Source organism: Sporosarcina sp. P20a (assembly GCF_002743175.1).
GTDB lineage: Bacteria > Bacillota > Bacilli > Bacillales_A > Planococcaceae > Sporosarcina.
In genome coordinates this window covers 96,025-122,559 of the sequence record NZ_PDYT01000004.1, presented here as the reverse complement: position 1 = coordinate 122,559, position 26,535 = coordinate 96,025, and the positions used below count along the sequence as shown (strand labels likewise).

Below are 26,535 nucleotides of genomic sequence, written 5' to 3'. Positions count from 1 at the left end.
TCATCGCTTTGTATAGTTCTCTACCATTTCATGCACTTCTTCTATATTACGTCTCTTATTGTCCCAACACTTCTGACTAAGATCGACAGGATACTCTTCCGGGTTTAATGAACGTTTATATTCCTCCCATAGTAGGGTAAGATTTTGTTGTGCAAATTCACGAATTTCATAAACTGGCGGATTTTCATAAATAATTGTTCCGTCCTGAATAACTTGTTCGTGTAAGTTTACCGCTTCAAAATTCGTCACAAACTTCGAGATAAATGTATGAACGGGATGGAACATTTTGATGCGTTCTTCCTTCGTCGGATCCTCGTCATGCATCGTAATGTAGTCGCCTTCCGCTTTACCATTTTCGAGGTCAATGATTCGATACAGTTTTTTGCGGCCGGGTGTTGTCACTTTTTCTACGTTTGCCGAAATTTTAATCGTATCTTGCATTTCTCCATCTTCGCTTTCAATGGAGACAATTTTATAGACCGCTCCAAGCGCCGGTTGATCATATGCCGTAATCAACTTTGTTCCAATACCCCAGATGTCGACTTGAGCTCCTTGGGCTTTCAAGTTCAAAATCGTATACTCATCCAAGTCATTGGATACAACGATTTTCGCATCTGGGAAACCTGCTTCATCTAGCATGCGGCGAGTTTCTTTTGACAAGAACGCAATATCTCCACTGTCCAATCGGACGCCGATGAAATTAATGCTGTCTCCGAGTTCTTTTGCTACTTTGATTGCTGTTGGAACACCAATTTTCAATGTATTATAGGTATCCACTAAGAATACGCAGTCTTTATGACGCTGTGCGTAGACTTTAAATGCAGTGTACTCATCTTTATAGGCTTGTACGAATGAATGGGCATGTGTTCCTGAAACAGTCAGTCCGAAACGTTTGCCTGCACGTACGTTACTCGTAGATTCTACGCCACCAATAACCGCTGCACGCGCACCCCAAACCGCGGCATCCATCTCATGCGCACGGCGGCTCCCGAATTCCATCACAATATCATCTTTCACTACTTGTTTGATACGGCTAGCTTTTGTGCTGATCAACGTTTGGTAGTTAACGATATTTAGCAATGCTGTTTCTATCAACTGCGCTTCAATCAGGTTCGCTTCAATTCGGATAATCGGTTCATTCGCAAAAACGAGTTCTCCTTCTTTCATGGAGTAGACGTCTCCGGTGAAACGGATATCTTTCAAGTAGTCGAGGAAGTCATCGGCGAATCCAAGCTCTTCTCGTAAATAAGCTAGATCGCTTTCTGTGAATGAAAACTCCTCAAGATACTTTAGTACATGTTCAAGGCCTGCGAATATCGCATAACCGTTACCGAATGGAATTTTTCTGAAATACACTTCAAATACGGCTTTTCGTTCATGAATACCGTCCGCCCAATACGATTCGGCCATATTGATTTGATATAGATCTGTGTGTAACGCTAAGCTGTCGTCTTTGTATGATGAAGTCATAGTCGTCTCCTTCTTCCGCTGCAATAATATTGTCATTATACACTATTTTCCCTGTTTCTCAGCAAAGTAATCATCAACCGGGGAATCGATTTCAGAAATATAACTTTTTTGAAGCTCGTAAAAAAAATTCATAATGGAAATGTGAATGTGGAGGCAACGTTGTTCGACGTTTTCGGCAGATGCTTTTCTGAATGCCTAGCTTGCCAAATGCGTTTAGGTAAAAGTATATACTCCTAACGAATCGCTTGTTCTACTTCATAAAAAAAAGACAGAGGAAGGACCCGATTCATTTCCGAGGTCAGCCTCTGTCTTACGTAATCATTTTTCAGCAATCTTCTATAACGATATATGTTGCTTTGACAGGACCGTGAACGCCGATAACGAGGTTCATTTCGATATCTGCAGAGTTGCTTGGACCTGTGATGAAGTTGATGCAAGACGGAACTTGCTCACCATTGTTTAGTTTTTCACGAATCATATCTGATGCTTGGGTAATTCTTGGGACTAGCGTACTTTTAGGGATTAAGGCAATATAATGCGTTGGAAGCAAGCTAACTGAACGACCTTTGTCTGCGCTACTAAATAGTACTACAGTACCGGATTCTGCGAGGGTCATGTCGCTGAATGTGATGCCGATATTTGCTTGCTCAGCAAATTCAATATTTTTCTCACCGATTGAAGGATCCCAGCGATGGATTTCAATCTGTTCTGATGGCCATTTTGTCTCTAGGAGATCCGATAATCCATATTCCCCAAAACGTTCGTCTCTCCATAGAGATAGCGGTCCCCCACCGTAAGCTTTTACAACTTCATCTAATGCAACCGGCAACGATTCTTTTGTTGTTTCGATGATATCTGTATGAATTTCCTCACATTGCACACGCAATACTCCTAATAATTCATCTATAGAAGCATCCGCTAACACTGTGCGCTGAGGTTGATGTTTCCATATCGGTTTTTCTACTGTCTTTTTAGGTTCGCGACCTAGTTGAACCGCGATCGTATCTAGAAAAGCAGCGCGGTTTTGAATTAATCCTACCATGCTTATTTGCCCCCTTTCTGATCATAGAACCAGTCACGGAAACGCGTATTTCCGACTGCCGGGAACTCCCGTAAATCTGTCCAATCTTTCAGTGGACCTGGACCTTTTGAAATCCGGTCATTTTTCGTCAACGGTTTCATCGCGGTAGATGCTACCTTTGAGCCCATAGAGTACAACGGATTGGAAGAAGCACCAATTCCAAATGCTTTCATTGCCAGCCTCTCTGAAATAGGTGATCGGCCTTCTTCTTCCACAATGATGCGACGGTGTGAATGAAGTAGTTCGTGAAGAGGGATTTTCACCGGACAAGCATCCGTGCATGCTCCGCATAGCGTGGAAGCAAATGGTAGCTCTTTGAAATCGTCGTAGCCTCCAAGCAACGGTGATAGCACGGCACCAATCGGGCCCGAATAAATGGAGCCATATGAGTGTCCGCCAATATGACGATAAACAGGACACACGTTGACACATGCAGCACATCGGATACATTGCAATACGGACTGGAATTCTGTCCCTACTATTTCAGAACGACCATTGTCAACGATGACTAAATGAAATTCTTCAGGTCCATCCACATCTCCTTTATCTTTAGGACCTGTTAACGCCGTAACGTAACTCGTCAATTTTTGACCTACTGCACTTCGCGTCAATAAGCTGACTAGTACTTCGAACTCTTCAAAAGAAGGTACTACTCGCTCCATCCCCATCACAGTAATTTGAGTTTTAGGCAATGCGGATACAAGTCGTGCATTCCCTTCATTCGTCACGAGACTAATCGAGCCTGTTTCAGCTATCGCAAAGTTACAACCTGTAATACCTATGTCTGCATCCAAGAATTCTTGACGGAGTTTTTCACGTGCATGCAAAGCTAGTTCTTCCGGTTTAGATGTATTATGGTAATCCAGTTTCTCCGCAAACACTTCGCGGATTTGTTCTCTGTTTTTATGAAGAGCTGGCGCTACGATATGAGAGGGGGGATCATGATCATCTACTTGAAGGATATACTCGCCTAAGTCTGTCTCTATGACCTCGCATCCAGCTTCTTCTAAAACGCTATTCAGATTGATCTCTTCTGTTACCATGGATTTCGACTTCACGACTTTTTTGCCATCTTTTTTCTTGATGACATCTCGAATATACTCACTAGCTTCTTCAGCGGTCTTCGCAAAAAATACATGACCACCACGTTGTGAAACATTTTCACTTAGCTGATGTAAATAATAATCTAAATTTTCAAGAACGTGCTGACGAATTTCCTCTCCATGTGAACGCCATTCTTCCCAACTACCTAACACTTCTGCAGCGTCTAATCTTCTTCCGTGCAAACGTTCTTGAGCGCTTGCCACTGCCTGTCTCATGAAATCATCTGAAATATTATCCTTTGTCCGATCTGTAAAGTTTTTCTTGCTGAACTTCATCGCCATTGCTATCACCTCACTTTTTTGATTTACTCATGACTATTCAATACTTGTGCGATATGCATAACTCGGATAGGCTTGCCCATACGTTCTGCACGTCCGCCTATATTCATCAGGCAACCACAGTCCGCGCCAATTAAATAATCTGCCTCTGTCGCCATGGCACTATTGACCTTCTCATCTACCATTTGTTCAGAGATATCTCCCATCTTCACGGAGAATGTTCCGCCAAATCCGCAACAATTATGTGCATTGGGTAAAGGGATCATTTCGAGTCCTTCCACTTGATTCAATAGTTTTCTTGGTTCTTCACTTGCGCCTAGTAATCTCGTCATATGGCAAGAAGGATGATAAGTGGCCTTTCCCATCAATTTGGCTCCAACCTTTTCCACTTGCAATACATTCACGAGAAACTGAGTGAACTCATACGTTTTATCTGCCAACTCTTGCGCTCTTGGTAACCAATTGGGATCATCTTTGAATACATCAGGATACAATTTAAACATGGTGGCACAAGACCCTGAAGGCGTGACAACATACTCCGCATTTTCAAATGCCTTGATCATATTTTTCATTGCTGATTTGGAGTTTTCTACATATCCGCTGTTATAAGCAGGCTGCCCGCAGCAAACTTGTCCTTTTGGAAACGATAATTCACAGCCTTGTCTTTCTAATATTTCTACCATGTCTTTACCGGCTTCTGCATAAAACATATCTACAAGACATGTGATAAATAAGCTAACCTTCATTTCACTTCACCTCTTCGCTAAAATATTTTCATAGTCAACAGGTCATCAGATGACTAATATTTTACATAGCATACTACAAAGATCTGTTCATTGACAGAGCATTCATTTATTTCACTAAAAAAAATCACTCAAAAGAAAATGAGTGAGTAATGTTATTCTTTTACTGACTTCCAATGATCTATTAGAACAGACTCCACATTCAGAAGATGGGCTTGCATAGTACTAGATGCAATTTCTGGTTGCTGTGATTTAATCGCTAAAAATATGGCCTCATGCTCATCATGCAAACGATCTACTGTCGCAGTCTCCGAATAAAGGCAAATACGACGTGTCTCTCTCATCGATTCACTCATTAGTCCTGCCACTTGGCTCAATAAATTTACCAATAATGGATTTTTTGTTGCTTCTGCGATTGCAAAATGGAAGTCTAGATCCGCTTTTTCACCTAGCAAAATATCCCCGGCATGCTTTTTCATTTCATTGAGTGCAGTTTCCATCTTTTTTAAATCGTATACTGTACGGGATTCTGCTGCATTTGCTGCAGCTCCGGTTTCAACTATTTTTCTCACAGCTAACAAATGTTGAATATCCTGTTGATTCATGAGCATGGCACTCTGTAACGGAAAGATCATATCGACGGATGAAAACTCCTTGACATATGTCCCCTCTCCTTGTCGCATTTCGATAAGCCCTCTAGCACGTAATGTTGATAAGGCTTCGCGAATTGTTGATCTGCCAACTGTAAAGTTTCCAGCCAGTTGCTGTACAGAATCTAATTTATCACCCGGCTTTAACTCTCCAGATTGAATGGAGTCTAATAAACTATCCGCCACTTCTTCATATATTTTCTTCTGTTTAATTTGCTTATATTTCATGTTGCTCACTCCGTCCTATCACTTATCAAGCTCGATTTCTCCAGTTGTAGCAAGTTCCTTTTATGTTCCATACCATCACGATAGCCTGATAATCCTCCACTTTTTGCAACCACACGGTGACAAGGCACCGCGATCAATACCGGATTTTTACCTATTGCAGATGCTACAGCCCGAACAGAAGATACTTTCCCTATTTGTTCTGCAATTTCCGAATAAGTTACGATTTCACCATATGGTATTCGTTGTAGTGCTTCCCATACTTGCAGTTGAAAGTGTGTTCCCTTTAAATCAAGCGACAGCTCTGAAAAACCAGTAGCTTTCCCTGAAAGATACTCTTTGAACTGACTTGTATAGACTTCAAGCTTTGTTTCGTCTTTCTTTAATTCTTTATTATCAAATCGCTTAGTCCAATCCTTCATTTGTTCCAAACCTTTTTCGGCAAGTCCCACGTAGCAAAGTCCCTTTTCTGTAGCAGCTAGCGTCACTGTCCATTCGTCGAAATCAAATTGTGTCCAATAAACCAGTATGTCCACTCCCCTTTACCCGAATAATTTCAAGCCAACCGCACCGAGAATGATGAGAGATAAAAAGAAGAGACGTTTGACACTAGCAGATTCTTTGAAAATCAAAATCCCCATTAATACGGCTCCTGCTGCTCCTAACCCTGTCCATACCGCATAAGCTGTACTCATCTGAATTTCACGCATCGCAAGTGATAGAAAAACAAAGCCAAAACCAAATATCCCCACAATAAGTAACAATCTTTTAATTGAACGCTTCTGTAAATAATAATTAATACTTAACACACCGAAAATCTCCCCGAGACTCGCAATAGCCAAGTACACCCAAGCCATTGTCAGCTACCTCCTTCTGTGTTCACTTTTTCATCTGTAGTCAACTTAATGCCGACTACCCCAATGACGATTAATCCGATGAATGTCAGCGTAACCCATGTGAAGCCTACTTGAAAGATGAATATATCCACTAAAAGGATTGCAGCGGCACCTGATCCGGTAAAAACTGCGTATACCGTCCCGGAAGGTAATTTTTCACATGCTTTAATAATGAAATAAAAACTGAAAACAATTGCCACACCGGTTCCAGTCCATTGAATAACTGTTTCAGAGTAACGAAGACCGACTACCCAGAAAATCTCTATAATAGCCGCTAGCGCGACATAACCCCAAGCCAAAATAAAAATCTCCTTTCATCATGAAGAGTATCTATAAGTATAGCAAATCTTTTACTGGAACAAAAAATCATCGAATGACGATAAAAGGGAACTTGCATCTAGTATATCTGCATGATAGAATAAATCCGTCAACAGTTTTGCCTATATTGTGAATATTCTTATCGAGAGAGACGGAGGGATAGGCCCAGCGATGTCTCAGCAACCAGCCCCAGGCACGGTGCTAATTCCAAGGGTGACACCACCTTGAAGATGAGAATACTGTATACACTTGTATGTTCGAGGGCCTATTCGAAAAGAAGAGGTTCTTTTTTATTTTTCTGGGGGGGATGGATATTCATGACAAACAACGGATTAGAAACTAGATTAGTACAACTTGGAAACCATAGTGATGAGAAAACCGGAGCAGTAAATACGCCGATTTACTTGTCTACAGCATACCATCATGAAGGTCTGGGCAAATCTACTGGATATGATTACACACGTACAAAAAACCCTACGCGTTCTGTCTTAGAGGATGGAATTGCAAACTTGGAATCCGGTGATCAAGGATATGCGTGCAGTTCTGGAATGGCAGCCATTCAACTAATTTTATCATTATTTAAGACAGGTTCAGAACTATTAGCGCCTGAAGACTTATATGGCGGCACGTATCGCTTATTTAATCAATATGAAGAGACTTACAATGTGAAGACGCGATACTTATCGTTCGATGATGTTTCAGAAGTCGAGCAAGCGATTACTAATCGCACAAAAGCGATCTTCTTGGAAACACCCACCAATCCATTAATGCAAAACATAGCAATCAGTACGTATGCGGAATTGGCGAAAAAACATGGTTTATTGCTAATTGTCGACAATACGTTCTTAACACCCTATTTCCAGCGACCTATTGAAGAAGGTGCAGATATTGTCATTCATAGTGCAACGAAATATATCGGGGGACATAATGACGTACTAGCAGGTTTAGTCGTCGCAAAGGGTGAGGATTTATGCGAACGCCTATTTACTAACCATAATGCGATTGGAGCTACATTGTCTCCCCTTGACTCATGGCTTGTCGTTCGCGGTCTAAAAACATTGCACTTACGTATGAAACAACATGACGCGAATGCGAAAGCAATGGTATCTTATTTAGAACAAGAACCACTCATTGTCGATGTGCTCTACGCTGGTATTGGGGGTATGTTGTCATTCCGCGTACAGAATAGCGAGTGGGTGGGACCATTCCTTGAAAACATGAACCTTATTTCATTCGCTGAAAGTTTGGGTGGTGTGGAAAGCTTTATCACGTATCCGACTACACAGACACATATGGATATTCCATTGGAAGAACGTAATCGCCGTGGAGTGGACGACCGTCTGCTACGTTTCTCAGTTGGAGTCGAAGATGTAGACGATTTGATTGCTGATGTGAAACAAGCTCTTTATGCTGCAAAAGAAGTAGTCGGAGGCATAAAAGTTTAATAATAGTAAACAGTACAACTCGAACCGTCAGTTTAACTATGACAGTTCGAGTTTTTTATGTAGTCAAAGCAATGAAGCTAAATCTTTCAATAGTTAGACATTAAAGTATATAATAAAAAAGAACATACGAATATTATTGGAGGCGATATTGTTGAAACGTTTAGAAAATAAAGTAGCAGTTGTAACTGGCGCTGGTTCTGGGATTGGACGAGAAATTGCTGAGCTATATGCGCGTGAAGGTGCAAAGCTTATCATTGCAGATATGAATATGGAAGGTGCGGAAGAAACTGTCCAGACGATCAAAAGTGCTGGCGGTGAAGCGCTAGCAGTTAAAACCAACGTGACAGTTGAGGAAGATGTACAAAAAATGATTGATACAGCAGTTGAGCGATTCGGTACACTTGATATTCTAGTGAACAATGCCGGGATTATGGACAATATGTACTCTGCGGCTACAGTGACAGATGAAGTATGGGACAAAGTATTAGCAATCAACACAACAGGTGTGATGCGTGCAACTCGTAAAGCATTGGCTATCTTCGAAGAGAAAAAATCAGGGGTTATCGTCAACATGGCTTCTATCTCAGCAGTGACAGGTGGTAGAGGTGGTTTTGCTTACACCGCTTCAAAGCATGCGGTCGCAGGGATGACAAAAAGCGTTGCTTCTCAATACGGTCCATTAAACATCCGCTGTAACGCAATTGCCCCAGCGCAAATACCAACTAATATCACAAACAGCTTGACCCAACCGGATGAATTCGGCATGAAGCAAGCATTAAGGGGCGTAAACATGATGAGCCGTCCAGGAACTAAGGAAGAAATTGCAAACATTGCACTATTCCTTGCATCAGATGAATCCTCTTATGTTAACGGCGTCATCATGGAAGCTGACAATGGATGGTCTGCATATTAAGATTTACTATCTCTTGGCAACAAGAATTGGAAACATTTGAATAAATCCATATAAAAAAGCATCCAAAATTTTGGATGCTTTTCTATATTAGTGAGCTTGATTCCATTTTTTCTTTTCACTTGCATAGACGACCGCTGCCGGTGCTGCGATAAACGCAAGTGCCGCCATTCCGGCGAACATACCTGTCAGTTCTTTACTTCCAAAGGAAAACCCAGCTGCTGCACCTAATGCAATCCCTGCTAATACCGCCAAAGCAACAATCTTATACATGTTAGATCCCCGACCTTTCATTTGTAAGACGCGATCGTCTCTCCGGTTTATTCGTTGTTTTTAGCATACTCTCATTGAGAACCTTTTTCAAGTACAATTGAGAATCTTTTTCAACGAATGTTAAAATGTATTGTTATCGTATGTTGTAAGCAGCGGAATAATGTGCAGAAGACACAAAAAAACGTCAAGGCTTTTACACCTTGACGATCGAAGTAGTTATTATTTTTCTAAAATTATTAGTGATTCACGATTAAATGCCGGAATATCGTCAGGTGTACGGCTTGTTACGAGTTGGTTCTGACAAACTACTACTTCTTTGTCCGCGTATTTTGCACCTGCATATTCCATATCTACACGAATGGACGTATATCCTGTTGCATCGCGTCCTTCAAGTGCTTTTGCTGTAATGAGCAATTGTGGACCATGGCAAATTGCAAATACAGGTTTTTCTGCATCCATAAATTCTTTGACAAATTTTACGAAACGATCATCTGCACGCAAAACGTCAGGTGAAAATCCGCCCGGAATAAACAAAGCATCATAATCCGATGATTTAGCGTCAGCAATTGCTTTATCAATTTTCACTTTTGTATTTTCTTTCATCCCTGTTACTGCAGTTCCCGCTTCCGCGCCAATCACTTCTACTTCATGTCCAGCTTCTTTGTACGCTGTAGCCGGTTTCATATATTCTGAGTCCTCAAACATATCTCCAAGTACTGTTGCTATTTTAGCCATAATGCTTACCACTCCTTATGTGATGTACTGTATATACTATTCCACATTACAAAGTGTCTAAACATCATCTACGATTTAGTTCTACTTCAGAGTACAGGCTTTACAGAAACCAAGCATCGCAATAAGCTTTGAATAGACGTAATATATGGCGCAATCACTGCCTTTTCAGCACAAACGGGGTAAACTATAGTCCCACCAATTTTATAATAACAGGGCAGAGTCATTCACCTAAAAGAATATTCCGATAATGACTAGTATAGCGATAATAATACCACCGACTTGTCCGATTACAGCAGATGAAACGATTGGTTTCTTTTGAAATATATCAATCAGCTCAATATCTTCACGAAGCTGTTTTACCTCTTTACGAAGTACATCCACTTCTTGATTCAACGTACTGATTTCCTCTGCCTGTCTTGTAACTAGTTGTTGTTTTTCTGAGTTGTTTTCATGCTGTTCCATACATGACCACCCCTTGTCTAGTCTTTTCATTTCTATACATTCTATCATACGTTTTAGTTTCAACAAACAGAAGAACTTTCCATTTGCATTTCCTCTATTCCGGGTGTAAGATAAATCTACAAGCTGTATTGTTCGTATGACATTAAGTTTTAACCTTTAAGCTGTAAAAGGGAGTTTATTACGAAACGGAAATGGCATGCTGGATTCCTTTTAGCAATTCAGACATACAGGAACGTTTTCCGCAAACACCCACTTTGAGGAGTGGTGGTTTAAAACTTTCTATGACTAAGTACGGCAAACACGGCTTACATAAACAGGGGAAAACCTTCCATACTTGTATGGAAGGTTTTTTGTTTTGTATGTGAAATCATTTAATAAGAGAAGCTAGCTCTTGCAAAGAAAAAACACCTACGTAAAAACGAAAAATGCTTTATCTTCATTTAAGAAATTAAGCTACACTGCGACAAGCTTCCGCACATTTCCGACACGCTTCAGCACACTGTTTGCAGTGATCATGATCGTGTTTTCCACATTCTTCAGCACACTGCTCACAAACTTCCGCACAGAGTTGCAAGATTTTGTCTGTAAATGGACTTTGTCGAGTAATCGACTGGATTGCATATGAACAAATGTCAGCACACTCTCGATCGAATCGAATGCAGTCCGCCATCATACGAACGTCTTCTTCTTTTAGACATGCGTCAAAACAATGATTACACGCCTTTATACAATCCTCTAATGCATTCAGTACATCTGCGTACTTTTGATTCATTCAATCTCCTCCAAAAGTATTTTTCTTACTCTTCCCTCCTATTTTCGATAGTAAACCAACAGCACTGTTTTCTTATTCATTGAAAGCATTTTCATTTCTCCGTTATACTATATAGTAATTAACAAAATAGAAAAAGATGAGGTGTCTGAAATGAAACTATTTAAATGGACAGGTCCACTAGAAGATGCAGGTAACTTACCAGAAGAAGCACGTGCGTCATTAATGAATAATGATGAAGAAGTGCTCGTGCTTCAAGAAGCGGAAACGACAACTCTCGACCATGCCGTCGAATACGATATTTTAGATCAAAGCGGAGATTTACCATCTGGTCGTTTCGCAGTATTAAACAATATTCCTGTAACAGAAGAAGGTAGAGAAACGTTTGAACAGCGCTTTAATAATCGTGCGCGTCTTATAGAGGCAGAACCAGGATTCGTAGCAATCCGTGTATTGCGACCTGTACACTCCGGCACATATGTGATCTTAACTATGTGGGAAGACGAAGAGTCCTTCAAAAACTGGCAAGAGTCGCAAGCTTATGGAAAAGCACATGCAAAACGTGGCACAAAAGATGGCGTCGATCAGCGTCCTAACATTTTCTCAGGACCTTCATTTGTGACGACGTATAAAAAATAAGTATAAATTATCGAAATCTGCAAAGACTACTCATGAAGTGAAAATAATGATGAGGAGAGTGTTTTTGTGGGTATTTTAGATGGTAATCCAAAAGATCAACCTATGCATTATGGGGAAATCACAGCTATATGGGCGTTCATGGGTGCCAATAACGGTCTAATCAGCGGATATGAAGCATTCGTTAATCACGCGGAAGATACGGATCTCATTCGTCTGCTTGAAGAAGCAATTAAAACTATGAAAGCGGAGAACAAAGATTTCGGCAAAGTGCTGAAAGCAAATGGCATCACACCGCCACCCGCACTTCCGGAAAGACCAAAAGCTAATGCTGAAGACATTCCTGCGGGCGCACGCTTTATGGACCCGGAAATCAGCGGAGCCGTGTCCATTAATGTTGGACAAGGACTCGTTTCATGTAGCATGGCTATGGGTCAATGTCTACGTGAAGACGTTGCAGCCATGTTTGCAAAGTGTCATATGGAGAAAGTAGCATTCGGCGCCAAATTATTGAGCTTAAATAAATCAAAAGGTTGGATTTTCCCACCACCATTGCATTTGCACTAATCAACATATAACTTCGCCAAGCGTATATCGCTGGCGAAGTTTTTTTATTATGAATAGAATCTGTAGTTGTGCTCATCCTAACTGTGCCAAAGAAATTCATCTAAAAGTTAGGAAGGATGTGGATTCCCATGAAAAAACGGAAGCCTGAGAGAAAACAACAAGAACGACCTGTACAGCTTGAACGACCACAGCGGCTGGAAAGTATGGAGTTTGGTGAGGAGTTTACCTTCGATCAGAAACGCCAGCAACCCGCTAACTTAGAAATCCAAGAGCGACGTAATCATAGAAAGTAAAATAAACTTTCGTAAAAACTAATACAAAACGTCATCCAATACTGTGATGGATGACGTTTTTCTACTAATTATTCTATCGTTCCAGTTCCCTGTAGTTCTACGTCCACAGTAACTTTAAACTCTATATCAGGGTATGCTTTTTGCCATGTAGTAAATACATCCTCTGTATGCAACCGTGTCGCTCGGTAATGTAAGCCAAAACCAAAAGGATCCAGATTTTCCTCTTGCATTTTACTTAGAAAGTGAACAACTTTTTGTTCCACTTCTTTTGAGGCCACTTTGTTATATTCGTCTAATCTAGCAATAGATAAATCTTTACTGGCTTCACCTATCGTTCCTTTCATCCCAATATGCATATCTATAGCATGCGGTGCTGTATTCCCTTTATTGGGTACATATTGATACGTCATCTTACTTTGGCTTATGTCCAATAATAACTCAAGACTTCCTTCTTTGACTAGATAAGTAAATCCAGTTGAATGTTTCAATAATGAATTAAAGTACTTTGTTTCAATGGTAGACAGAATAACCGGATCCTCCCTTCCATCAACTACTACAGAATTATTTACTATTAGCTCATCGCCTTTTTCATTTGTTTCAATTAATGGTACAACAGCATTAATACCGTCAGAGAGGATATCCCTGCGCAATTCAAACAAATAAGTCGTCACGACATATGGACTATCATTCGCTGTCGCTCCAAAAAAGTTGATTAAAGAAACCGATGCCGGTGCTTCGGTATCTGGCTCTACTTTCAAAATCGTTTCGGCAGAAGGTCTGGCACCTGCAACATATGCGATTAATTCGATATCACCGCGTCGAATAAAATAATCCATGAACGATTGCATATCATCCCTTAGAAGTTTTTCATGAACAACAATTGTTTTCATATGACCTAGTTCCAATACTTTGTCTACATGTGTCTCCAGCATACGAATCGCTTCGCCTATTGAATGTCCTTCACGTGATAGGTACGCAAAACTTGGTTTAGGGGAATCTTTAATAGCGCCAAACGGCAAAGCGGCTTTCAATGTGACTTTATATCCGTTTTCAATATTTTCGGCAGGATCAATCCCAATCGCAGACACAAAAAGGCGTTTATCTATATCTTTGAACGCACAGCCATATTGAAGCAACAGACCACTCATGCATAAAACCACCATAAACCATTTACTCACTGAGAGGAATTTCAAGACTTCGCCCTCCTATTTACTACAAGCATTAGACTTATCAGAGCAAACAATACAATTGGAATCAAATTAAAGTAATACCTACTAAAAAGAAACAGATCATACTCCGTTACATTTAATGTTGTATAGATCGCAATGGACCAAAATACTACAAGCATTATTACAAGACTGATTTTTTCACGCAACTTTATTTTCAATTGTTCTATACCAAATGCACTTTGAAATAATTTACAAGCAACATGCCAATGAATCGTAATATTTAAAAAGGCAATCGCTAGGAATAGTAGCAAAAAAATAAATATCACACGCTCAATTACCCCGAACTTCATTCGAATAGAATCGCTGGTCAGAATCCAGGGGTACAAGATACCTTCCACTTGATCAAATCCTAATACACCTATTGGAATAAAATAGGTCGTAAAAAGTGCAAAAGCGCCCAGAAAAAACACAATTAAAGCCTGTTTGATACCAAAAGTCATTTTTTTCTTGAGGAATGAATTGAAAATAATGATATCAAAAGCTCCAATAAATAAATATGTTGTAGTAGAAAATACTGTATAGTTCGGTGGATTATCTATAAAAGTCATCGCAACCGCCACATGATCCCAACTGACCTGTTCAGCAAAGTAAAGTTTTACTATATAATATATAGCGGCAGGTAACGACAAAACAAACACCAATTCAAGTGTAAATAATATATTTCGACTCTGCATGATTACTCCAAAAGTGATCACTGGTATGAACATCGCAATTACTAAATAAACAGACATCTCAGGTGTTAAAAATCGTAAAAGAATATCTATATATGTAATCAGAGTCTGAAGACCTGAAACATACCAAATTACACCAAGGAAAAATAATGCCGGAACAGAAATCCACTTCGATAGATATAAAGTTAAAATTTGCGGTAAGCTCTTCCCTGGAAACGCTTTGAATGAAGTGATCAATGCCCAGTTTATAAATACGCCAAAAAACAACGCAATGATCATCGTGACAATTGCCCCTTCTTCACTTTTAGCGAAAAAAATTCTTGGACTAGCGGCAATGAGGTTAGCTATCATATTGGATATAAGTAAAAAATAAACAAAGCGGCTCATGAATCATCCACCTTCAATTCTTCCTGTCTATTTTTCCAAAACATCCGTAAATATGGCTCACCGAAACTGTCTTTGTTCACCAAATACAACAACAAACCCAGCATTCCGAGTATCATACCTGCTAGACCAAATGCCGTCGTATATAACAATAGTAAGAAACGGCAGACGCGGACAGCATAATTCATTTCACTTATTGGGATAACAAAAGTGGAAATTGCTACAAGGGAGACGACGATGACCATGATGTTTGATGTCAATGCAGCCTCTACTGCTGCAGTTCCTAGTATCAGCCCCCCAACTGTTGTAGCCGTAGCGCTGATACTATTTGGCAACCGCATACTAGCTTCAGTTAGCAGTTCAATAAAGATCAACATGAAAAACACTTCAATAAATGAGGGATACGGAACGCCAATCCTACTCGCTGCCACAGTCAGGGCAAGCTCTGTTCTAAGGACTTCCGGAGTATAGGAAGTAACACCAACATATATAGATGGCAACATAATACATGTAAACAATCCTGCATATCTAAGAAATCGTATTAACGATACTACCCAAAAGGAGTAATACGCATCTTCCATCGAAAGCATAAAATCAAAGAACGTTGTAGGTGCAATAATTGCATGAGGGCTTCCATCTACTAATATAATGACTTTTCCAACCGCCATATTATGTAGTATACGATCTGGGCGCTCAGTCAGAAGACTGGTTGGAAACAAGCTGTATTTTTTATTGTTCAAGTAATACTGTAAGTCTCCGCTTGCCTGAACCAGCTCTACATCCAACGTTAGAATACGCTTTTTTATTTTCTTCAATAGCTGAAGGTTTACTCTTTCCCCATCGTAAATTAATGCAATATTACGATTCGAAGCATCTTCCAATTGCATGGGTTCAATAATCAAGGACGGCTTATGATAACGTTGCCGCATTAGATTAATATTCGTCTCAATACTCTCACTGAGTCCAAGTTGGGGACCATGAATTGTAGGTTCCATAATGGCTTCTTGCACCGCATTGGCCGCTACTATCTTTAACTCAAGTAACGTGATTTGCTTGTCGATCATGACAAAGACATTACCCTTCGTTATTTCTATAAGGACCTCTTCATCCCCTGTTGGCATCTTGGTTTCATAAGGTAATGATTGAATATACTCAGAAAAATTCTGTTCGGCTGACATCTCATAGAAAGGTTTCACCACAATTTCTTGTAGTTGCATCATATCTACTACACTTTTCAAATACAAAAGGTGCACTACTCGACCTCTACTTTTCAAGGTTTTTTTCACTATATCCGCGGTTGGTTCCAGTCGTGTAGCCAAACGTGTAAAGTATGCAGGTGGTTCTATATGACGTGTTGCTTCATCCATATTCATCACTTCTCTCTCAACAAACTAGTTATTTGTTAGTTTGTCCAATCATTGGAAATTTAATCATTAGAGGGATGAATTACTCTTCTTCATTTAAATCTTCAAATAGTGTTTTATGCGATAAAATATAGGTTATGATATATAGAGGACTACATTTTTCAAGCAATGAGAGGAGGAATCGCTATGAACTTAGCAGCAATTGGAGTACCTGGCTTAATTATTATTTTAGTGATTATTTTAATTTTGTTCGGCCCTCGTAAATTACCCGAAATTGGTTCGGCAGTAGGAAAGACGTTGTCTGAATTCAAGAAATCTGCAAAAGACATTATGGATGACGATGATGATGAGCCCAAGAAAATAGAAGTGCAAAAAGTAGAAACGAAAGAACAAGTGAAATAAAAATCTATACAAAAAATCCAATCACGTATGTGATTGGATTTTTACGTATATATATTATGATGAGGTTACACAGATAAACCACGTGAAAAAAATACTCACTGTACTTTAAACACACTCAATTATAATGGTCTTGGTCTTGGACTTGGTCTTCAATCGTACCATATCGGTTACTCTCGTTATGTACAGAATCCACTAACTCCCAAAATTGAGATGTGGCTTTAGAAATTCGTTCATCCTTTGTCTTGATCATGACCGGCTCGACACGAAAATCAAATTGCGTTAATTCATAGATCTTTAACTGATCCATCGGCACAGCATATGCTACCCGTGGAATAATAGAAAACCCTAAACCTTTGCTAACCATCGCAATAACCGTTGTCAGATCTTTGCTCTCCATTACAATATTTGGTGTGGCTTGTACTTCTTGAAAAGCTTTTTGGATGTTTTCATAGTATGAATGACCTTCCATCGCAGCAAGCATAATAAAAGGATGCTCGGCAAGGTCTTGAAATGTAACGTCCTCGGATGAAAATACATCTCCCCAGCTGCGCGGACTCACCACCACATATTCCTGTTCGTTTAAAGCCAATACATCGCAGTGTGCACTATTTTCCAGTCGCAATAATAATGCTACTTCAATTTCTTTATGATCCAGCTTCTTCAGCAATTCTTCGGAATTTCCTTTTTCAATGCTAATTTTGACATCTGGAAATTGTTTACGATATATACTGACATAATGGACGAGTAAATTCAAACAGGCAGACGATACACCAATACGCAATGTTCCTGCACTACCTTTCTCAATTTCTTCGATTTGTCTCTTAACATCCTCCATGCTAAGTAGTATTTTTTTTGCATATTGATACAATATATGCCCTGTTTCTGTCAGCTCCCATTTTTGTCGATAGCGATGAATCAACGTTGTGCCAAGCTCCATCTCCAGTCTTTTCAATTGTTGACTGAGTGGTGGCTGCGCTATGTGCAGAATAAGCGCAGCTTTCGAAATGCTTTCTTGATCTACAATTTCCTTGAAATAATAAAGCTGTTTAATATCCATGATTTTCACTCCGTTATATACTATTTCATATGTCGTCTTTAACTATTATATATTATTTATATCTTTCTTTACATGATAAAATGAATGGTATTAAGTAACGAAAGCAGAGGTTTTTTCAATCGTATGAATATCATTTCCAAACGACTCACCCTATATGTAATAGGGTTATTTTTATTATCTTTAGGTGTTAGTTTCTCTATACAAGCAAACCTTGGAGTTTCCCCCGTATCATCATTAGCTTACGCTATCTCCCTCACCTCAGGATTAACCATTGGTATAACGACCATACTTGCAAATATCTTATTTGTTTTCGTGCAGATTCTTTTGAGTAAAAGACGTATCGGTATACGTGAATTCCTTGTTCAATTGTCTATCGTTTTTCTATTTGGTGTATTTATGGATTTGACACTAGCCATCGTACAGTTACTTCCTGCCCCTAACACACTAATGGGAAGATATCTATTCTTATTGATCAGTCTATATATTATATCAGCTGGATTGTTGGCCTATTTCTCAGCGAAATTGCCTTTAATGCCTTATGATGCACTAACGTATGTTGTGAGCGATCGTTTTAATATGAAATTTGGCAAGGCGAAAATTTCTAGTGATTTAGTAAACGTCGCAGTTGCGGGTATTGTTTGCTTAGTGTTTATTCAATCACTTGGGGCCATCGGAATCGGTACTATACTGGCCGCTTACTTTATCGGAAAAATTCTCGGAAAGATCATGCCGCGTTTTCAGCCACTACTGCAGAGCTGGGTGTATAAAAGTAAAGATGATGTAATCGTAGAAAGTGAAAAGATAGTTGAACCTGTTCGGCAATAATTTTTATAAAAAAAGGAGATGCTGAATGCCGTAACAATGCGGCCTCAGCATCTCCTTTTCCTACCAATAGAAGTAATTTATTTTGCACTCAAATGTCGTTATGAATACTTACTGTTAGCTCAATAACTCTACATGGCTAATTTAGTTCTTATACAACAATTTAAATGTTTCACAAACTACCGGCATTTCATAATGAAATTCTTGTTTAACTTCCTTTAATTCATTTGCGAAAAACTCTTCATGAACTTCTTGCCAATAAGGTAACGAACGATCTCCTTCACCTTCCCTATATGCATGTTCTTCCGTCACTTCATTAAAAGGCATTATTTCTACTGAAATATTTTCCACGACTGCGACCGCAATTCCATTACCGTCAAGAATGATATTGTGAAGGCCTACCACAGGTAATGGTTCACCCTCTAATTCATAGAGCAAATAGTTAGATGAAGTCGCCGTTTTAGTTCCCTCCACTACCAACTCTGCAAGTTCATCCGCCATTTGTTTCGAATTGCCGAAAGACCAGGCTTCGTAATGTTCAGGCGCATTGGGATGAACATTCTTAAATTCGTTCCATATTCGTTCAATAGACTCGTTACTAATATATTTTTTCCACGCTGTTATTCCACCTTCCAATACAGTAACATCGTAATCTTTACTAGAAAGGATGTTTGCACATTTAGTTGCAGAGTTTCCTGTTGTACATGTAATAATCATTTCTCTATTTTGGGGTAACTGCGGTATCACTTTCTCCACTTCGTCTTCTATTGTAAAAATTTCTGTTTTCGGCACGTTTATATCTTCTACCATGTTAGCTTCGATATGGAATTGATTATATTTATCCTCAGCACGTACATCTACTAGTACGAATGCTTGCTCAGCTTTTATCTTCCTGAATAACTCTTCAGCAGTGATCATTTTAACCATAAATAAATCCATCTCCTTACTATCCCTATGATACTTTTCATTATAGCTTTATCTAACTATTTTTGGATACGTTAAGCTATTTTATATAGTTGAATATATTTTTGAACAATAAAAAGATAGGTATCCTCCAAGAAAATGAATTAGAGAACGTCCTATCTATTAGTAGTATGGATCGTAGTATTGAGATTTATACATCTTTTTATAAAAAAAACTCAGTCAAACGAAGTTGACTGAGGACTTTTATGCATTCACTTGTACCGGATCGTGCCATGGATAGTTATTCGTTAATACTGAAGCCAAGTCTTTACTTTGCTGTTTACGCATTATACGAATTTCTGCGCGTTGCGGTGCAGTTTCATGTAAATATATTTCCTCTTCCGTTTCAGGAATGACACGCGGAACAGTTAGTGGCTTTTTATTTTCGTCCAATGCAACAAATGTTAATAATGATGTGGCTGCAATTTTACAATTACCAGTTGCCAAATCCTCCGCAATAACTTTTACAAAAATCTCCATAGAAGATTTTCCAGTCCAAGTCACATATGACTCAAAGCAGACTGAATCGGAAGGACGGATTGGATACAGAAAGTCTACAGAATCCATAGATGCCGTAACACAATCTGCTCTGCTGTGCCGAGCTGCTGAAATCGATGCAATTTGATCAATATCGCTCATTAAACGTCCGCCAAACAATGTATTATGATTGTTGACATCATTCGGAAATACTCTGCTTGTTCGTACGACTCTTGATTCCCGACACTGCTTTTCTAGTTTCATTGTAAATATGGCCTCCTCCAAGATGTGAACCAAATTACTCTATTAGTAATTTGAAAAATTAAAATATTCCCTTTTTGTATATCAACTAAATATACTCTTCGTTCACATAACTGTCAAGAATGAAATTTGATTCACACCTTTTGACTCACTGCTTAATACTTCCATGTAGTAATGGAATATCTTTTTCCTCCAGTAAATCTACCTCGATCAAGCCTTTCATAATACCATCTTCTGAACAAGATGCCGTGACGAAATCTGCTATTTCTTTTAATTCCGGTATGGCATTGTCCATCGCTATCCCGATACCTACCGTCTCGATCATTTGCATGTCATTTGCACCATCTCCAAATGCATAGCTATTTTCAATTGGGATATTCATATGGTCAAGCATTTTTTGAATACCAATCGCCTTGGATGCCCCTTCAGGCAACATATCCACCGCGTTATCATCCCATCTTATAAAGGAGTAACCCTTGAATAACTCCATATATTTTTCCGTTTCTTTAGGGGGCGAATAAATTTGTACTTGATTCACGTCAGAATGTAAATATACTTCCCAGTCTACAGGAGGATAAGGTATTTTTAAACGAGCGGTCCCCTCTTGTATGAGTGGATGTGCACCGACGTTCGACACAAACGACTCAAATGTGGAGTATGTCAATCCATGCCCATTTTTGTGCGCAAGCTCGGTAAGTTGCTTTATAACTTCTGGCTTCATGGGATTCGAGTAAATTACTTCTCCATCTAAGACCACATGCTGTCCGTTCATGGAAACATAGGAATCAAATGATAATTCTTCTAGCAACCACTTGAACATAAGTGGTGCTCTACCAGTACAAATAACGGTGTATATGCCTTTATCCCGTAATGCTGTCAGAGATTGTTTCGTCGATTCTAAAATCATTTTGTCATGGTCCATTAATGTTCCATCTAAATCAAAGAACACGATCTTTTTATCTTGATTCATTTTCCATACCCCTTTCATTTCTCGATGTCTACCAAGTAGTCTATCAATTTCTGATCACATATGCTGTGAAGTTGCTTAAAATGTCAATATACAAGCACTAAACACAATATACTGCATTTGATATTTTCGTAATGGCAAGTTATTCTTTTTATAGAACATATTTATTTATTAAGAATAGATGGAGGGTTATTTAATGAATTTCAGCGAAGAACGTGTACACGGAGAGAACGTAACCGATTATTTACAATATCCATTTTTTTCGACTCTTGATGAAGAGCGTCAACATAATAAACAACGATTAGCAGGTGCGTTTCGCCTGTTTGCTCGTTTCGGTTTTACAGAAGGTGTAGCAGGTCACGCGACATATCGTGATCCAGAATTAAAAGATCATATGTGGGTTAATCCGTATGGCATACCTTTCGCTAAGATCAAAGCATCCGATCTCGTCTTGGTAAATCCGGACGGTGAAGTGGTTGAGGGGAAATATTCTCTCCATAAATCTGCCCTAGTTATTCACTCTGCTATTCACGAAGCCAGACCCGACGTCATTGCTTCAGTTCACTTGCATCCAGTATACGGAAAAACATGGGCGTCGACAGGTAGACTAATTGATCCGTTAACACAAGATGCTTGTGCATTTTACAATGATCACTCTGTATTGGATGAGTTTTCTGGTGTTGTGTATGAGGAAAATGAAGGGGTAAAAGTTGCAAACGCATTAGCACATAACAAAGCGATATTTCTAAAGAATCATGGCCCATTAACGGTTGGACAAACTGTTGATGCTGCTGCATTTTGGTTTATTACGCTGGAACGTTCTTGCCAAGTTCAATTACTAGCGGAAGCTGCCGGCATTGTAAGTCCGATTCCTCCCGAGCATGCTGCGAGCACCGCTAAACAAGTTGGTAGAGATATTGATGGTTGGGAAAATTTCCAACCGCTATGGGAAAATATTGTGAGCGAAGAACCTGACCTGTTGGATTGATTTCTTTACGTAATAATCTTTTAAAAGCCATAGAGAAAAGAGGTATCATATGTATTCAGACCAATTCATACGTGGAATGCGTTTGAAACGCGATCAAGTTCCATCATTTGAAGACTATCCATTTCATTTGCCTTGTATCAACACGCTGACCGAGTTGGACTTTCATCCGAGTGTGACATTTTTTGTCGGAGAGAATGGTATGGGAAAGTCTACATTACTTGAGGGTATTGCTGTTGCCTCTGGTTTTAATCCAGAAGGCGGTTCACTGAACTTTAACTTCTCTACTTATGATTCCCATTCCGTATTGGATGAATATATTACACTCATCAAAGGCGTTATACGACCGACCGATGGATTCTTTCTGCGTGCTGAAACTTTCTACAATTTAGCAACGACTATTGAAGAGTTGGATAGTGCACCAGGTCCTAGCCCAAGGATTGTAGATGGCTACGGGGGTACTTCATTACATAAACAGTCACATGGCGAATCATTTTGGGCGACTTTCATTCATCGCTTAAGAGGGAATGGCATCTACTTACTGGATGAGCCGGAAGCAGCTTTATCACCAATGCGTCAACTATCTATGTTAAGCAGAGTTCATGATTTAGTTGGTGAAGGGTCACAATTCATAATTGCAACACACTCCCCTCTTCTATTATCCTATCCAGGCGCAAAAATCATAGAATTTTCAGATGAAGGCGCGCAAGAAACGACATTAGAAGAAACAAGTCATTACCAAATCATGAAGCAGTTTTTTGATGATAAGGACCGTATGTTGCATTATTTGCTAAAATAATTATTCATGATGAAAAAGCGATTATTTCCGAGGAAATAATCGCTTTTTGGCTTTACTTAGTTTCTTTTTTCACTTGTTCCCTTGCATCTTTCTTAATTTCTTCTACCTGTTCTTCAGCTTTTTTAGCTGCATCGTTAGCTAATTTTGCTGAACTCTTATCATTATCATCTTTAGGTGTATCTGCATAACTCTTTGTCATTTTCCACACTCCTGTCTGATTAATGTAATTATATTATTCCCCAGAACTATGAAATAAAAACACACATTTAAAATTACTTGTTTTTTCATGATACAATAAGGGTAGAACTTAAGAAAGGTGGACTACTTGTGTCTAAGAAATTGGCTCTATATTTGTCCATGCTTGTTATCGGCTTTACATTTTTATTTTTAGCGATTTTCCTCGATGTACCTGAAAAATTGAAATGGTTATTTTTAGCGATCGCAATCATATTAAATGTTAATTGCGCTGTAGCCGCGATGAGAATTGGCTTAAAAGAGATGAAACCTAATAAAAAATAAATATGTTTGATGCAGAAAGAAGGACTGCCGATGAAGCGTTCTGCTAGTTATCGTATTATACGCATCGTCTGGATTGCGGTCGTGTTTTTTATTCAAGTTACATTATTCCAGAAACGTCATCGAGGTAATTTCACTCCCGCTGTTACTGAAAAATGGAACACGCTGGTTACGAATCAAGCAAAAATCTATAAAAAGACAGCTCTTGAATTAGGTGGATTACTCGTCAAACTAGGGCAGTTCCTTTCTACACGTGCAGATATCATGCCTGCATCATTCATTAAAGAGTTAGAGGGACTTACTGATCAAGTAACAGCGGTCCCTTCTGAAAAGGCACTACAACTACTAGATGATGAATGGGGAAAACCGCATAGTGAGTACTTAACAGATATTACATCGAAGCCTGTCGCATCCGCATCAATTGGCGAAGTATACAAGGCAGTACTACATAACGGATCAGAAGTTGCTATAAAAATTCAGCGTCCAGATATCGAACGAATTTTGCACGCGGATTTTAAAGCAATACGAATTGTGATCTGGCTTGCGAAAAAGTGGTCATCATTAAGTAAACAGATTGATTTACATTTACTTTATAAAGAAATGACAGATGTAATTGGAGCGGAATTGAACTTTGTCGAAGAGATGAGAAACGGACGGGGTTTTGCCGAACGCTTCCCTAATATGATAGGTGTAAAGTTCCCCGTCTATTATGATGAATATACGACTCGAAAAGTGCTTGTAATGGAATGGATTGAAGGTTCTAAAATAACCGACCTTGCGTTTCTTGACAAGCATCATATCGATCGCAAAGATTTATCTAATCGGCTCTTTCGTTTGTTTTTAGAACAAATCCTTGAAGGTGGTCAGTTCCACGCTGATCCTCATGGCGGCAATATTCTCATACGCTCAGACGGTACGCTCGTGTTAATTGATTTCGGTATGGTAATAAATATTACAAAAGAAGATGCGGACGCGATGTTTGTCGTTACAGAAGGTGTGATTTTAAAACAATACGATCGTGTTATCGATGGTCTCGAAACTTTGAACTTTTTACTACCTAATGCAAACCGTAAAGTATTGGCAAACGCAATTGAGAAAGTTGTTAAAGCGTACGAAACAAATGATTTATATGATATGAATAGTATGGTTGTAGAAAACCTTTTACAAGATCTGCAAGTCATTGTCCGAACACAACCAGTGCAAATGCCTGCAGAATTTGCATTTTTAGGTCGTGCAGTCTCTGTTTTTGTCGGTGTACTGTATATACTAGATCCTGAAATAGATCTACTCGCTATTACCCGCCCCCGTTTAGTTGTATGGGCCAAGAAAAAGAGTAAAGATAAGAATCCCTTCACGAATAAGAAAGAGTTCCAACACACCATATTAAACGGCATTGGACAAATTCATAGTTTTGGGCCAAAAGTCTCCTCATTCTTGGATCAACCTGCATTGATTCATATGTATCTAAAACAACGAGATATAGATCAACGTACATTTCAAGTGAAGATGCAAAACCGTCTATTCGCCGGAGTCATCGCGGTTGGATCTTTCGCAACACTTGCTTATAGCTTGATAGATTCCTATACCGAACTAGCAATTGGATCAGGTAGTATACTGCTTATTTCATTTTGGAGATATCGTCGCTTAGGAAAATAAAAAAACAGAGGCTCGGTAGCCTCTGTTTTTTTATTTATGTAATGATCCGCTGTTGGATGTAACTTTTTAGCCCTTCGACCGAGTATACATCTCGCTTTGGAATAATATATGCACTCACCGTACTCGTGTATATATAGAAGTAATCCGCATCTTCTATTAACTGTTTCACGCCAGCCCATTGTACCTTTGTTTCACCAACTGCAGTCTGATCTGCTATGCCCGTCTTATTCATCTTCATAGAATGTTCCCCAACAAGACCTTCATTCTTACCGCCTCTAAGCATCTTGCTCACTTGTCGTGTAATATGAAAGTAAAAATATTTAGGATAAAAAATCACCCATAAAATAGCTGTTAATCCAAACGTAGCGAACAACGGACCTTTCGCCATATCAGTAAAAATAGATAAAAAGTATGCAAACAGTAAAAATATTAGCGGCGATATGTACCGCTGCCATTGCAATGAATTTTTACCGACTTTAGAATTTTTCACATGATATAAATTAAAAGCTACCACATCTTGTTCCGTTAATTCATAGTGGATTTCCATTTAGTCCTCCTACTAGGTGTGCTGTGTCATTTAACAGCAAGCAACTTTTCTTTTCTATATTAATTATAGTCAATGAAGCGTTATCAATCTTTATTGTATATTTATCATCTTCCATCAGAGCCACAATGATACGTTTAATAAAACTACCATGACTTACGACGAGCAGACGTTGATTGGGATTCTTCTGGACCTGTTCATTCACAAATTCAAGGCCTCGCGCTACAACATTTTCTGCCGTCTCAAACTGTAAATCTAGTTCCCTCCACAGAGGGCCCCACTTCTGTTGGCGATCTAGTTCCGTCGTTCCTTCAATCAATCCGCCACTCCGCTCGCGCAGGCGTTCGTCTTCAATGACTTTAACCCCTGACTGCGCGGCAATTAAATCTGCTGTCTGTCTAGCACGTGTCAAAGGGCTAGTGAAAATGACGTCCCATTCCTGATCCGCCAAGCGCAATGCCAGCTTCTTTGCAGTCTCTACCCCCTCTTCGTCCAAAGGAATATTCGAACTCCCTTGTGCACGCCCTTCTTTATTCCAGGCAGTCACCCCATGCCGGACAAAACCAATAATGGTCAATTCAAT

33 protein-coding genes, 1 other RNA gene and 1 riboswitch are annotated in these 26,535 nt (G+C 39.3%); of the genes, 12 read left to right on the top strand and 22 right to left on the bottom strand.

All coding sequences use genetic code 11. From position 1 onward, the window contains the following. The 8 genes from CSV72_RS06955 to CSV72_RS06920 all read right to left on the bottom strand — a co-directional run bounded on the left by CSV72_RS06955 (position 1) and on the right by CSV72_RS06920 (position 6,746). Positions 1-1,470: a nicotinate phosphoribosyltransferase gene (locus tag CSV72_RS06955; RefSeq protein WP_099677758.1), complete on the bottom strand. Its 1,470-nt coding sequence runs from the start codon at positions 1,468-1,470 to the stop codon at positions 1-3. Positions 1,471-1,795: 325 nt separating this feature from the next. After that, a complete protein-coding gene (locus CSV72_RS06950) occupies positions 1,796-2,512 on the bottom strand; it encodes a LutC/YkgG family protein (RefSeq protein ID WP_099677757.1) in 717 nt (238 codons plus the stop codon). A gap of 2 nt (positions 2,513-2,514) precedes the next feature. Further along, positions 2,515-3,936 carry a LutB/LldF family L-lactate oxidation iron-sulfur protein gene (locus tag CSV72_RS06945; RefSeq protein ID WP_099677756.1) on the bottom strand — a complete coding sequence of 474 codons (1,422 nt, stop codon included), beginning with the start codon at positions 3,934-3,936 and terminating at the stop codon, positions 2,515-2,517. A gap of 23 nt (positions 3,937-3,959) precedes the next feature. Beyond that, a complete protein-coding gene (locus CSV72_RS06940; RefSeq protein ID WP_099677755.1) occupies positions 3,960-4,679 on the bottom strand; it encodes a (Fe-S)-binding protein in 720 nt (239 codons plus the stop codon). Positions 4,680-4,831: 152 nt separating this feature from the next. Continuing rightward, entirely contained in the window at positions 4,832-5,554 is a 723-nt protein-coding gene (locus CSV72_RS06935; RefSeq protein WP_099677754.1) for a FadR/GntR family transcriptional regulator, read from the bottom strand. A 5-nt stretch (positions 5,555-5,559) separates the two neighbouring features. Beyond that, positions 5,560-6,087 carry a methylated-DNA--[protein]-cysteine S-methyltransferase gene (locus tag CSV72_RS06930; protein WP_099677753.1) on the bottom strand — a complete coding sequence of 176 codons (528 nt, stop codon included), beginning with the start codon at positions 6,085-6,087 and terminating at the stop codon, positions 5,560-5,562. 6 nt (positions 6,088-6,093) lie between these two features. Next, positions 6,094-6,408, bottom strand: a complete 315-nt coding sequence (locus tag CSV72_RS06925) for a DMT family transporter (RefSeq protein ID WP_143561156.1) — start codon at positions 6,406-6,408, stop codon at positions 6,094-6,096. A gap of 2 nt (positions 6,409-6,410) precedes the next feature. Then, positions 6,411-6,746, bottom strand: a complete 336-nt coding sequence (locus CSV72_RS06920) for a DMT family transporter (RefSeq protein WP_099677751.1) — start codon at positions 6,744-6,746, stop codon at positions 6,411-6,413. Between the two features lie 155 nt (positions 6,747-6,901). Further along, positions 6,902-7,002: riboswitch (SAM riboswitch) on the top strand. A gap of 80 nt (positions 7,003-7,082) precedes the next feature. Here CSV72_RS06920 and CSV72_RS06915 point away from each other — a divergent pair. Continuing rightward, entirely contained in the window at positions 7,083-8,210 is a 1,128-nt protein-coding gene (locus CSV72_RS06915) for a methionine biosynthesis PLP-dependent protein (RefSeq protein WP_099677750.1), read from the top strand. Between the two features lie 151 nt (positions 8,211-8,361). Further along, a complete protein-coding gene (locus CSV72_RS06910) occupies positions 8,362-9,123 on the top strand; it encodes a glucose 1-dehydrogenase (RefSeq protein WP_099677749.1) in 762 nt (253 codons plus the stop codon). 87 nt (positions 9,124-9,210) lie between these two features. Here the strand turns inward: CSV72_RS06910 and CSV72_RS06905 are convergent, their stop codons facing one another. The 3 genes from CSV72_RS06905 to CSV72_RS06895 all read right to left on the bottom strand — a co-directional run bounded on the left by CSV72_RS06905 (position 9,211) and on the right by CSV72_RS06895 (position 10,590). Next, positions 9,211-9,393, bottom strand: coding sequence for a hypothetical protein (locus CSV72_RS06905; protein ID WP_099677748.1), 183 nt, complete (start codon positions 9,391-9,393; stop codon positions 9,211-9,213). Between the two features lie 219 nt (positions 9,394-9,612). Next, a complete protein-coding gene (locus CSV72_RS06900; RefSeq protein WP_099677747.1) occupies positions 9,613-10,128 on the bottom strand; it encodes a type 1 glutamine amidotransferase domain-containing protein in 516 nt (171 codons plus the stop codon). A gap of 228 nt (positions 10,129-10,356) precedes the next feature. Continuing rightward, positions 10,357-10,590, bottom strand: a complete 234-nt coding sequence (locus tag CSV72_RS06895) for a hypothetical protein (RefSeq protein ID WP_099677746.1) — start codon at positions 10,588-10,590, stop codon at positions 10,357-10,359. Positions 10,591-10,707: 117 nt separating this feature from the next. On the opposite strand from CSV72_RS06895, the gene ssrS reads away from it, so the two are divergent. Beyond that, a non-coding RNA gene (gene ssrS / locus CSV72_RS06890) (6S RNA) lies at positions 10,708-10,901 on the top strand. Between the two features lie 137 nt (positions 10,902-11,038). On the opposite strand, the gene CSV72_RS06885 is transcribed toward ssrS, so the two are convergent. Continuing rightward, on the bottom strand, positions 11,039-11,362 hold the full coding sequence (locus CSV72_RS06885; protein ID WP_099677745.1) for a four-helix bundle copper-binding protein: 324 nt from the start codon (positions 11,360-11,362) through the stop codon (positions 11,039-11,041). A 150-nt stretch (positions 11,363-11,512) separates the two neighbouring features. Here CSV72_RS06885 and CSV72_RS06880 point away from each other — a divergent pair, with 150 nt between their 5' ends. The 3 genes from CSV72_RS06880 (at position 11,513) to CSV72_RS16715 (ending at position 12,855) form a co-directional block, all read left to right on the top strand. After that, positions 11,513-11,998: an antibiotic biosynthesis monooxygenase family protein gene (locus CSV72_RS06880; protein WP_099677744.1), complete on the top strand. Its 486-nt coding sequence runs from the start codon at positions 11,513-11,515 to the stop codon at positions 11,996-11,998. 66 nt (positions 11,999-12,064) lie between these two features. Further along, positions 12,065-12,562, top strand: a complete 498-nt coding sequence (locus CSV72_RS06875; RefSeq protein ID WP_099677743.1) for a DUF3231 family protein — start codon at positions 12,065-12,067, stop codon at positions 12,560-12,562. A gap of 128 nt (positions 12,563-12,690) precedes the next feature. Then, the gene (locus tag CSV72_RS16715) at positions 12,691-12,855 is read left to right on the top strand and encodes a hypothetical protein (protein WP_158232171.1); all 165 of its coding nucleotides are present in this window, start codon (positions 12,691-12,693) and stop codon (positions 12,853-12,855) included. 68 nt (positions 12,856-12,923) lie between these two features. On the opposite strand, the gene CSV72_RS06870 is transcribed toward CSV72_RS16715, so the two are convergent. From CSV72_RS06870 to CSV72_RS06860, 3 genes are read right to left on the bottom strand one after another with little or no spacing between them, the layout of a single operon-like run. Further along, complete coding sequence (locus CSV72_RS06870) at positions 12,924-14,048, bottom strand: Ger(x)C family spore germination protein (protein ID WP_099677742.1); 1,125 nt, start codon at positions 14,046-14,048, stop codon at positions 12,924-12,926. Then, complete coding sequence (locus CSV72_RS06865; protein ID WP_099677741.1) at positions 14,045-15,142, bottom strand: GerAB/ArcD/ProY family transporter; 1,098 nt, start codon at positions 15,140-15,142, stop codon at positions 14,045-14,047. The genes CSV72_RS06870 and CSV72_RS06865 overlap by 4 nt, the downstream gene beginning before the upstream one ends. Further along, entirely contained in the window at positions 15,139-16,506 is a 1,368-nt protein-coding gene (locus tag CSV72_RS06860; protein ID WP_099677740.1) for a spore germination protein, read from the bottom strand. Before CSV72_RS06860 ends, CSV72_RS06865 begins: the two co-directional genes overlap by 4 nt. 183 nt (positions 16,507-16,689) lie before the next feature. Here CSV72_RS06860 and tatA point away from each other — a divergent pair, with 183 nt between their 5' ends. After that, complete coding sequence (gene tatA / locus CSV72_RS06855) at positions 16,690-16,905, top strand: twin-arginine translocase TatA/TatE family subunit (protein WP_099634380.1); 216 nt, start codon at positions 16,690-16,692, stop codon at positions 16,903-16,905. A gap of 115 nt (positions 16,906-17,020) precedes the next feature. Here tatA and CSV72_RS06850 read toward each other — a convergent pair whose 3' ends face one another. Beyond that, entirely contained in the window at positions 17,021-17,962 is a 942-nt protein-coding gene (locus tag CSV72_RS06850; RefSeq protein WP_099677739.1) for a LysR family transcriptional regulator, read from the bottom strand. 123 nt (positions 17,963-18,085) lie between these two features. Here CSV72_RS06850 and CSV72_RS06845 point away from each other — a divergent pair, with 123 nt between their 5' ends. Beyond that, complete coding sequence (locus tag CSV72_RS06845) at positions 18,086-18,787, top strand: YczE/YyaS/YitT family protein (RefSeq protein ID WP_099677738.1); 702 nt, start codon at positions 18,086-18,088, stop codon at positions 18,785-18,787. 141 nt (positions 18,788-18,928) lie between these two features. Here CSV72_RS06845 and CSV72_RS17280 read toward each other — a convergent pair whose 3' ends face one another. From CSV72_RS17280 to CSV72_RS06830, 3 genes are all read right to left on the bottom strand, one after another. After that, the gene (locus CSV72_RS17280) at positions 18,929-19,711 is read right to left on the bottom strand and encodes an ASCH domain-containing protein (RefSeq protein ID WP_158232170.1); all 783 of its coding nucleotides are present in this window, start codon (positions 19,709-19,711) and stop codon (positions 18,929-18,931) included. A gap of 240 nt (positions 19,712-19,951) precedes the next feature. After that, positions 19,952-20,488 (bottom strand): acyl-CoA thioesterase, encoded by a 537-nt coding sequence (locus CSV72_RS06835; protein WP_099634376.1) that lies wholly within the window; start codon positions 20,486-20,488, stop codon positions 19,952-19,954. Positions 20,489-20,633: 145 nt separating this feature from the next. Beyond that, positions 20,634-21,455 (bottom strand): Cof-type HAD-IIB family hydrolase, encoded by an 822-nt coding sequence (locus CSV72_RS06830; RefSeq protein ID WP_099677736.1) that lies wholly within the window; start codon positions 21,453-21,455, stop codon positions 20,634-20,636. Between the two features lie 193 nt (positions 21,456-21,648). Between CSV72_RS06830 and CSV72_RS06825 the strand changes: the two genes are divergently transcribed. Beyond that, positions 21,649-22,440: a class II aldolase/adducin family protein gene (locus CSV72_RS06825; RefSeq protein WP_099677735.1), complete on the top strand. Its 792-nt coding sequence runs from the start codon at positions 21,649-21,651 to the stop codon at positions 22,438-22,440. Positions 22,441-22,489: 49 nt separating this feature from the next. Then, complete coding sequence (locus tag CSV72_RS06820; protein ID WP_099677734.1) at positions 22,490-23,236, top strand: AAA family ATPase; 747 nt, start codon at positions 22,490-22,492, stop codon at positions 23,234-23,236. Between the two features lie 52 nt (positions 23,237-23,288). Here CSV72_RS06820 and CSV72_RS16710 read toward each other — a convergent pair whose 3' ends face one another. Beyond that, positions 23,289-23,435, bottom strand: coding sequence for a hypothetical protein (locus CSV72_RS16710; protein ID WP_158232169.1), 147 nt, complete (start codon positions 23,433-23,435; stop codon positions 23,289-23,291). A 128-nt stretch (positions 23,436-23,563) separates the two neighbouring features. On the opposite strand from CSV72_RS16710, the gene CSV72_RS06815 reads away from it, so the two are divergent. Both CSV72_RS06815 and CSV72_RS06810 read left to right on the top strand, forming a co-directional pair. After that, a complete protein-coding gene (locus CSV72_RS06815) occupies positions 23,564-23,755 on the top strand; it encodes a hypothetical protein (protein WP_099677733.1) in 192 nt (63 codons plus the stop codon). Positions 23,756-23,764: 9 nt separating this feature from the next. Then, positions 23,765-25,408, top strand: coding sequence for an ABC1 kinase family protein (locus CSV72_RS06810; RefSeq protein ID WP_233191127.1), 1,644 nt, complete (start codon positions 23,765-23,767; stop codon positions 25,406-25,408). 34 nt (positions 25,409-25,442) lie between these two features. On the opposite strand, the gene CSV72_RS06805 is transcribed toward CSV72_RS06810, so the two are convergent. Both CSV72_RS06805 and CSV72_RS06800 read right to left on the bottom strand, forming a co-directional pair. Continuing rightward, positions 25,443-25,955 carry a YcxB family protein gene (locus CSV72_RS06805; protein ID WP_099677732.1) on the bottom strand — a complete coding sequence of 171 codons (513 nt, stop codon included), beginning with the start codon at positions 25,953-25,955 and terminating at the stop codon, positions 25,443-25,445. Beyond that, positions 25,939-26,529 (bottom strand): histidine phosphatase family protein, encoded by a 591-nt coding sequence (locus CSV72_RS06800; protein ID WP_099677731.1) that lies wholly within the window; start codon positions 26,527-26,529, stop codon positions 25,939-25,941. Before CSV72_RS06800 ends, CSV72_RS06805 begins: the two co-directional genes overlap by 17 nt. Positions 26,530-26,535: the final 6 nt, after the last annotated feature.

Coding starts and splice junctions, on each gene's coding strand:
- CSV72_RS06825 (WP_099677735.1), top strand. CDS start 21,649: ATGAATTTCAGCGAAGAACGTGTACACGGAGAGAACGTAACCGATTAT.
- CSV72_RS06860 (WP_099677740.1), bottom strand. CDS start 16,506: ATGGATGAAGCAACACGTCATATAGAACCACCTGCATACTTTACACGT.
- CSV72_RS06835 (WP_099634376.1), bottom strand. CDS start 20,488: ATGAAACTAGAAAAGCAGTGTCGGGAATCAAGAGTCGTACGAACAAGC.
- CSV72_RS06935 (WP_099677754.1), bottom strand. CDS start 5,554: ATGAAATATAAGCAAATTAAACAGAAGAAAATATATGAAGAAGTGGCG.
- CSV72_RS06865 (WP_099677741.1), bottom strand. CDS start 15,142: ATGAGCCGCTTTGTTTATTTTTTACTTATATCCAATATGATAGCTAAC.
- CSV72_RS06915 (WP_099677750.1), top strand. CDS start 7,083: ATGACAAACAACGGATTAGAAACTAGATTAGTACAACTTGGAAACCAT.
- CSV72_RS06925 (WP_143561156.1), bottom strand. CDS start 6,408: ATGGCTTGGGTGTACTTGGCTATTGCGAGTCTCGGGGAGATTTTCGGT.
- CSV72_RS06950 (WP_099677757.1), bottom strand. CDS start 2,512: ATGGTAGGATTAATTCAAAACCGCGCTGCTTTTCTAGATACGATCGCG.
- CSV72_RS06880 (WP_099677744.1), top strand. CDS start 11,513: ATGAAACTATTTAAATGGACAGGTCCACTAGAAGATGCAGGTAACTTA.
- CSV72_RS06885 (WP_099677745.1), bottom strand. CDS start 11,362: ATGAATCAAAAGTACGCAGATGTACTGAATGCATTAGAGGATTGTATA.
- CSV72_RS06940 (WP_099677755.1), bottom strand. CDS start 4,679: ATGAAGGTTAGCTTATTTATCACATGTCTTGTAGATATGTTTTATGCA.
- CSV72_RS06905 (WP_099677748.1), bottom strand. CDS start 9,393: ATGTATAAGATTGTTGCTTTGGCGGTATTAGCAGGGATTGCATTAGGT.
- CSV72_RS17280 (WP_158232170.1), bottom strand. CDS start 19,711: ATGGTTAAAATGATCACTGCTGAAGAGTTATTCAGGAAGATAAAAGCT.
- CSV72_RS06830 (WP_099677736.1), bottom strand. CDS start 21,455: ATGAATCAAGATAAAAAGATCGTGTTCTTTGATTTAGATGGAACATTA.
- CSV72_RS16715 (WP_158232171.1), top strand. CDS start 12,691: ATGAAAAAACGGAAGCCTGAGAGAAAACAACAAGAACGACCTGTACAG.
- CSV72_RS06895 (WP_099677746.1), bottom strand. CDS start 10,590: ATGGAACAGCATGAAAACAACTCAGAAAAACAACAACTAGTTACAAGA.
- CSV72_RS06820 (WP_099677734.1), top strand. CDS start 22,490: ATGTATTCAGACCAATTCATACGTGGAATGCGTTTGAAACGCGATCAA.
- CSV72_RS06845 (WP_099677738.1), top strand. CDS start 18,086: ATGAATATCATTTCCAAACGACTCACCCTATATGTAATAGGGTTATTT.
- CSV72_RS16710 (WP_158232169.1), bottom strand. CDS start 23,435: ATGACAAAGAGTTATGCAGATACACCTAAAGATGATAATGATAAGAGT.
- tatA (WP_099634380.1), top strand. CDS start 16,690: ATGAACTTAGCAGCAATTGGAGTACCTGGCTTAATTATTATTTTAGTG.
- CSV72_RS06805 (WP_099677732.1), bottom strand. CDS start 25,955: ATGGAAATCCACTATGAATTAACGGAACAAGATGTGGTAGCTTTTAAT.
- CSV72_RS06900 (WP_099677747.1), bottom strand. CDS start 10,128: ATGGCTAAAATAGCAACAGTACTTGGAGATATGTTTGAGGACTCAGAA.
- CSV72_RS06955 (WP_099677758.1), bottom strand. CDS start 1,470: ATGACTTCATCATACAAAGACGACAGCTTAGCGTTACACACAGATCTA.
- CSV72_RS06850 (WP_099677739.1), bottom strand. CDS start 17,962: ATGGATATTAAACAGCTTTATTATTTCAAGGAAATTGTAGATCAAGAA.
- CSV72_RS06810 (WP_233191127.1), top strand. CDS start 23,765: ATGCAGAAAGAAGGACTGCCGATGAAGCGTTCTGCTAGTTATCGTATT.
- CSV72_RS06945 (WP_099677756.1), bottom strand. CDS start 3,936: ATGGCGATGAAGTTCAGCAAGAAAAACTTTACAGATCGGACAAAGGAT.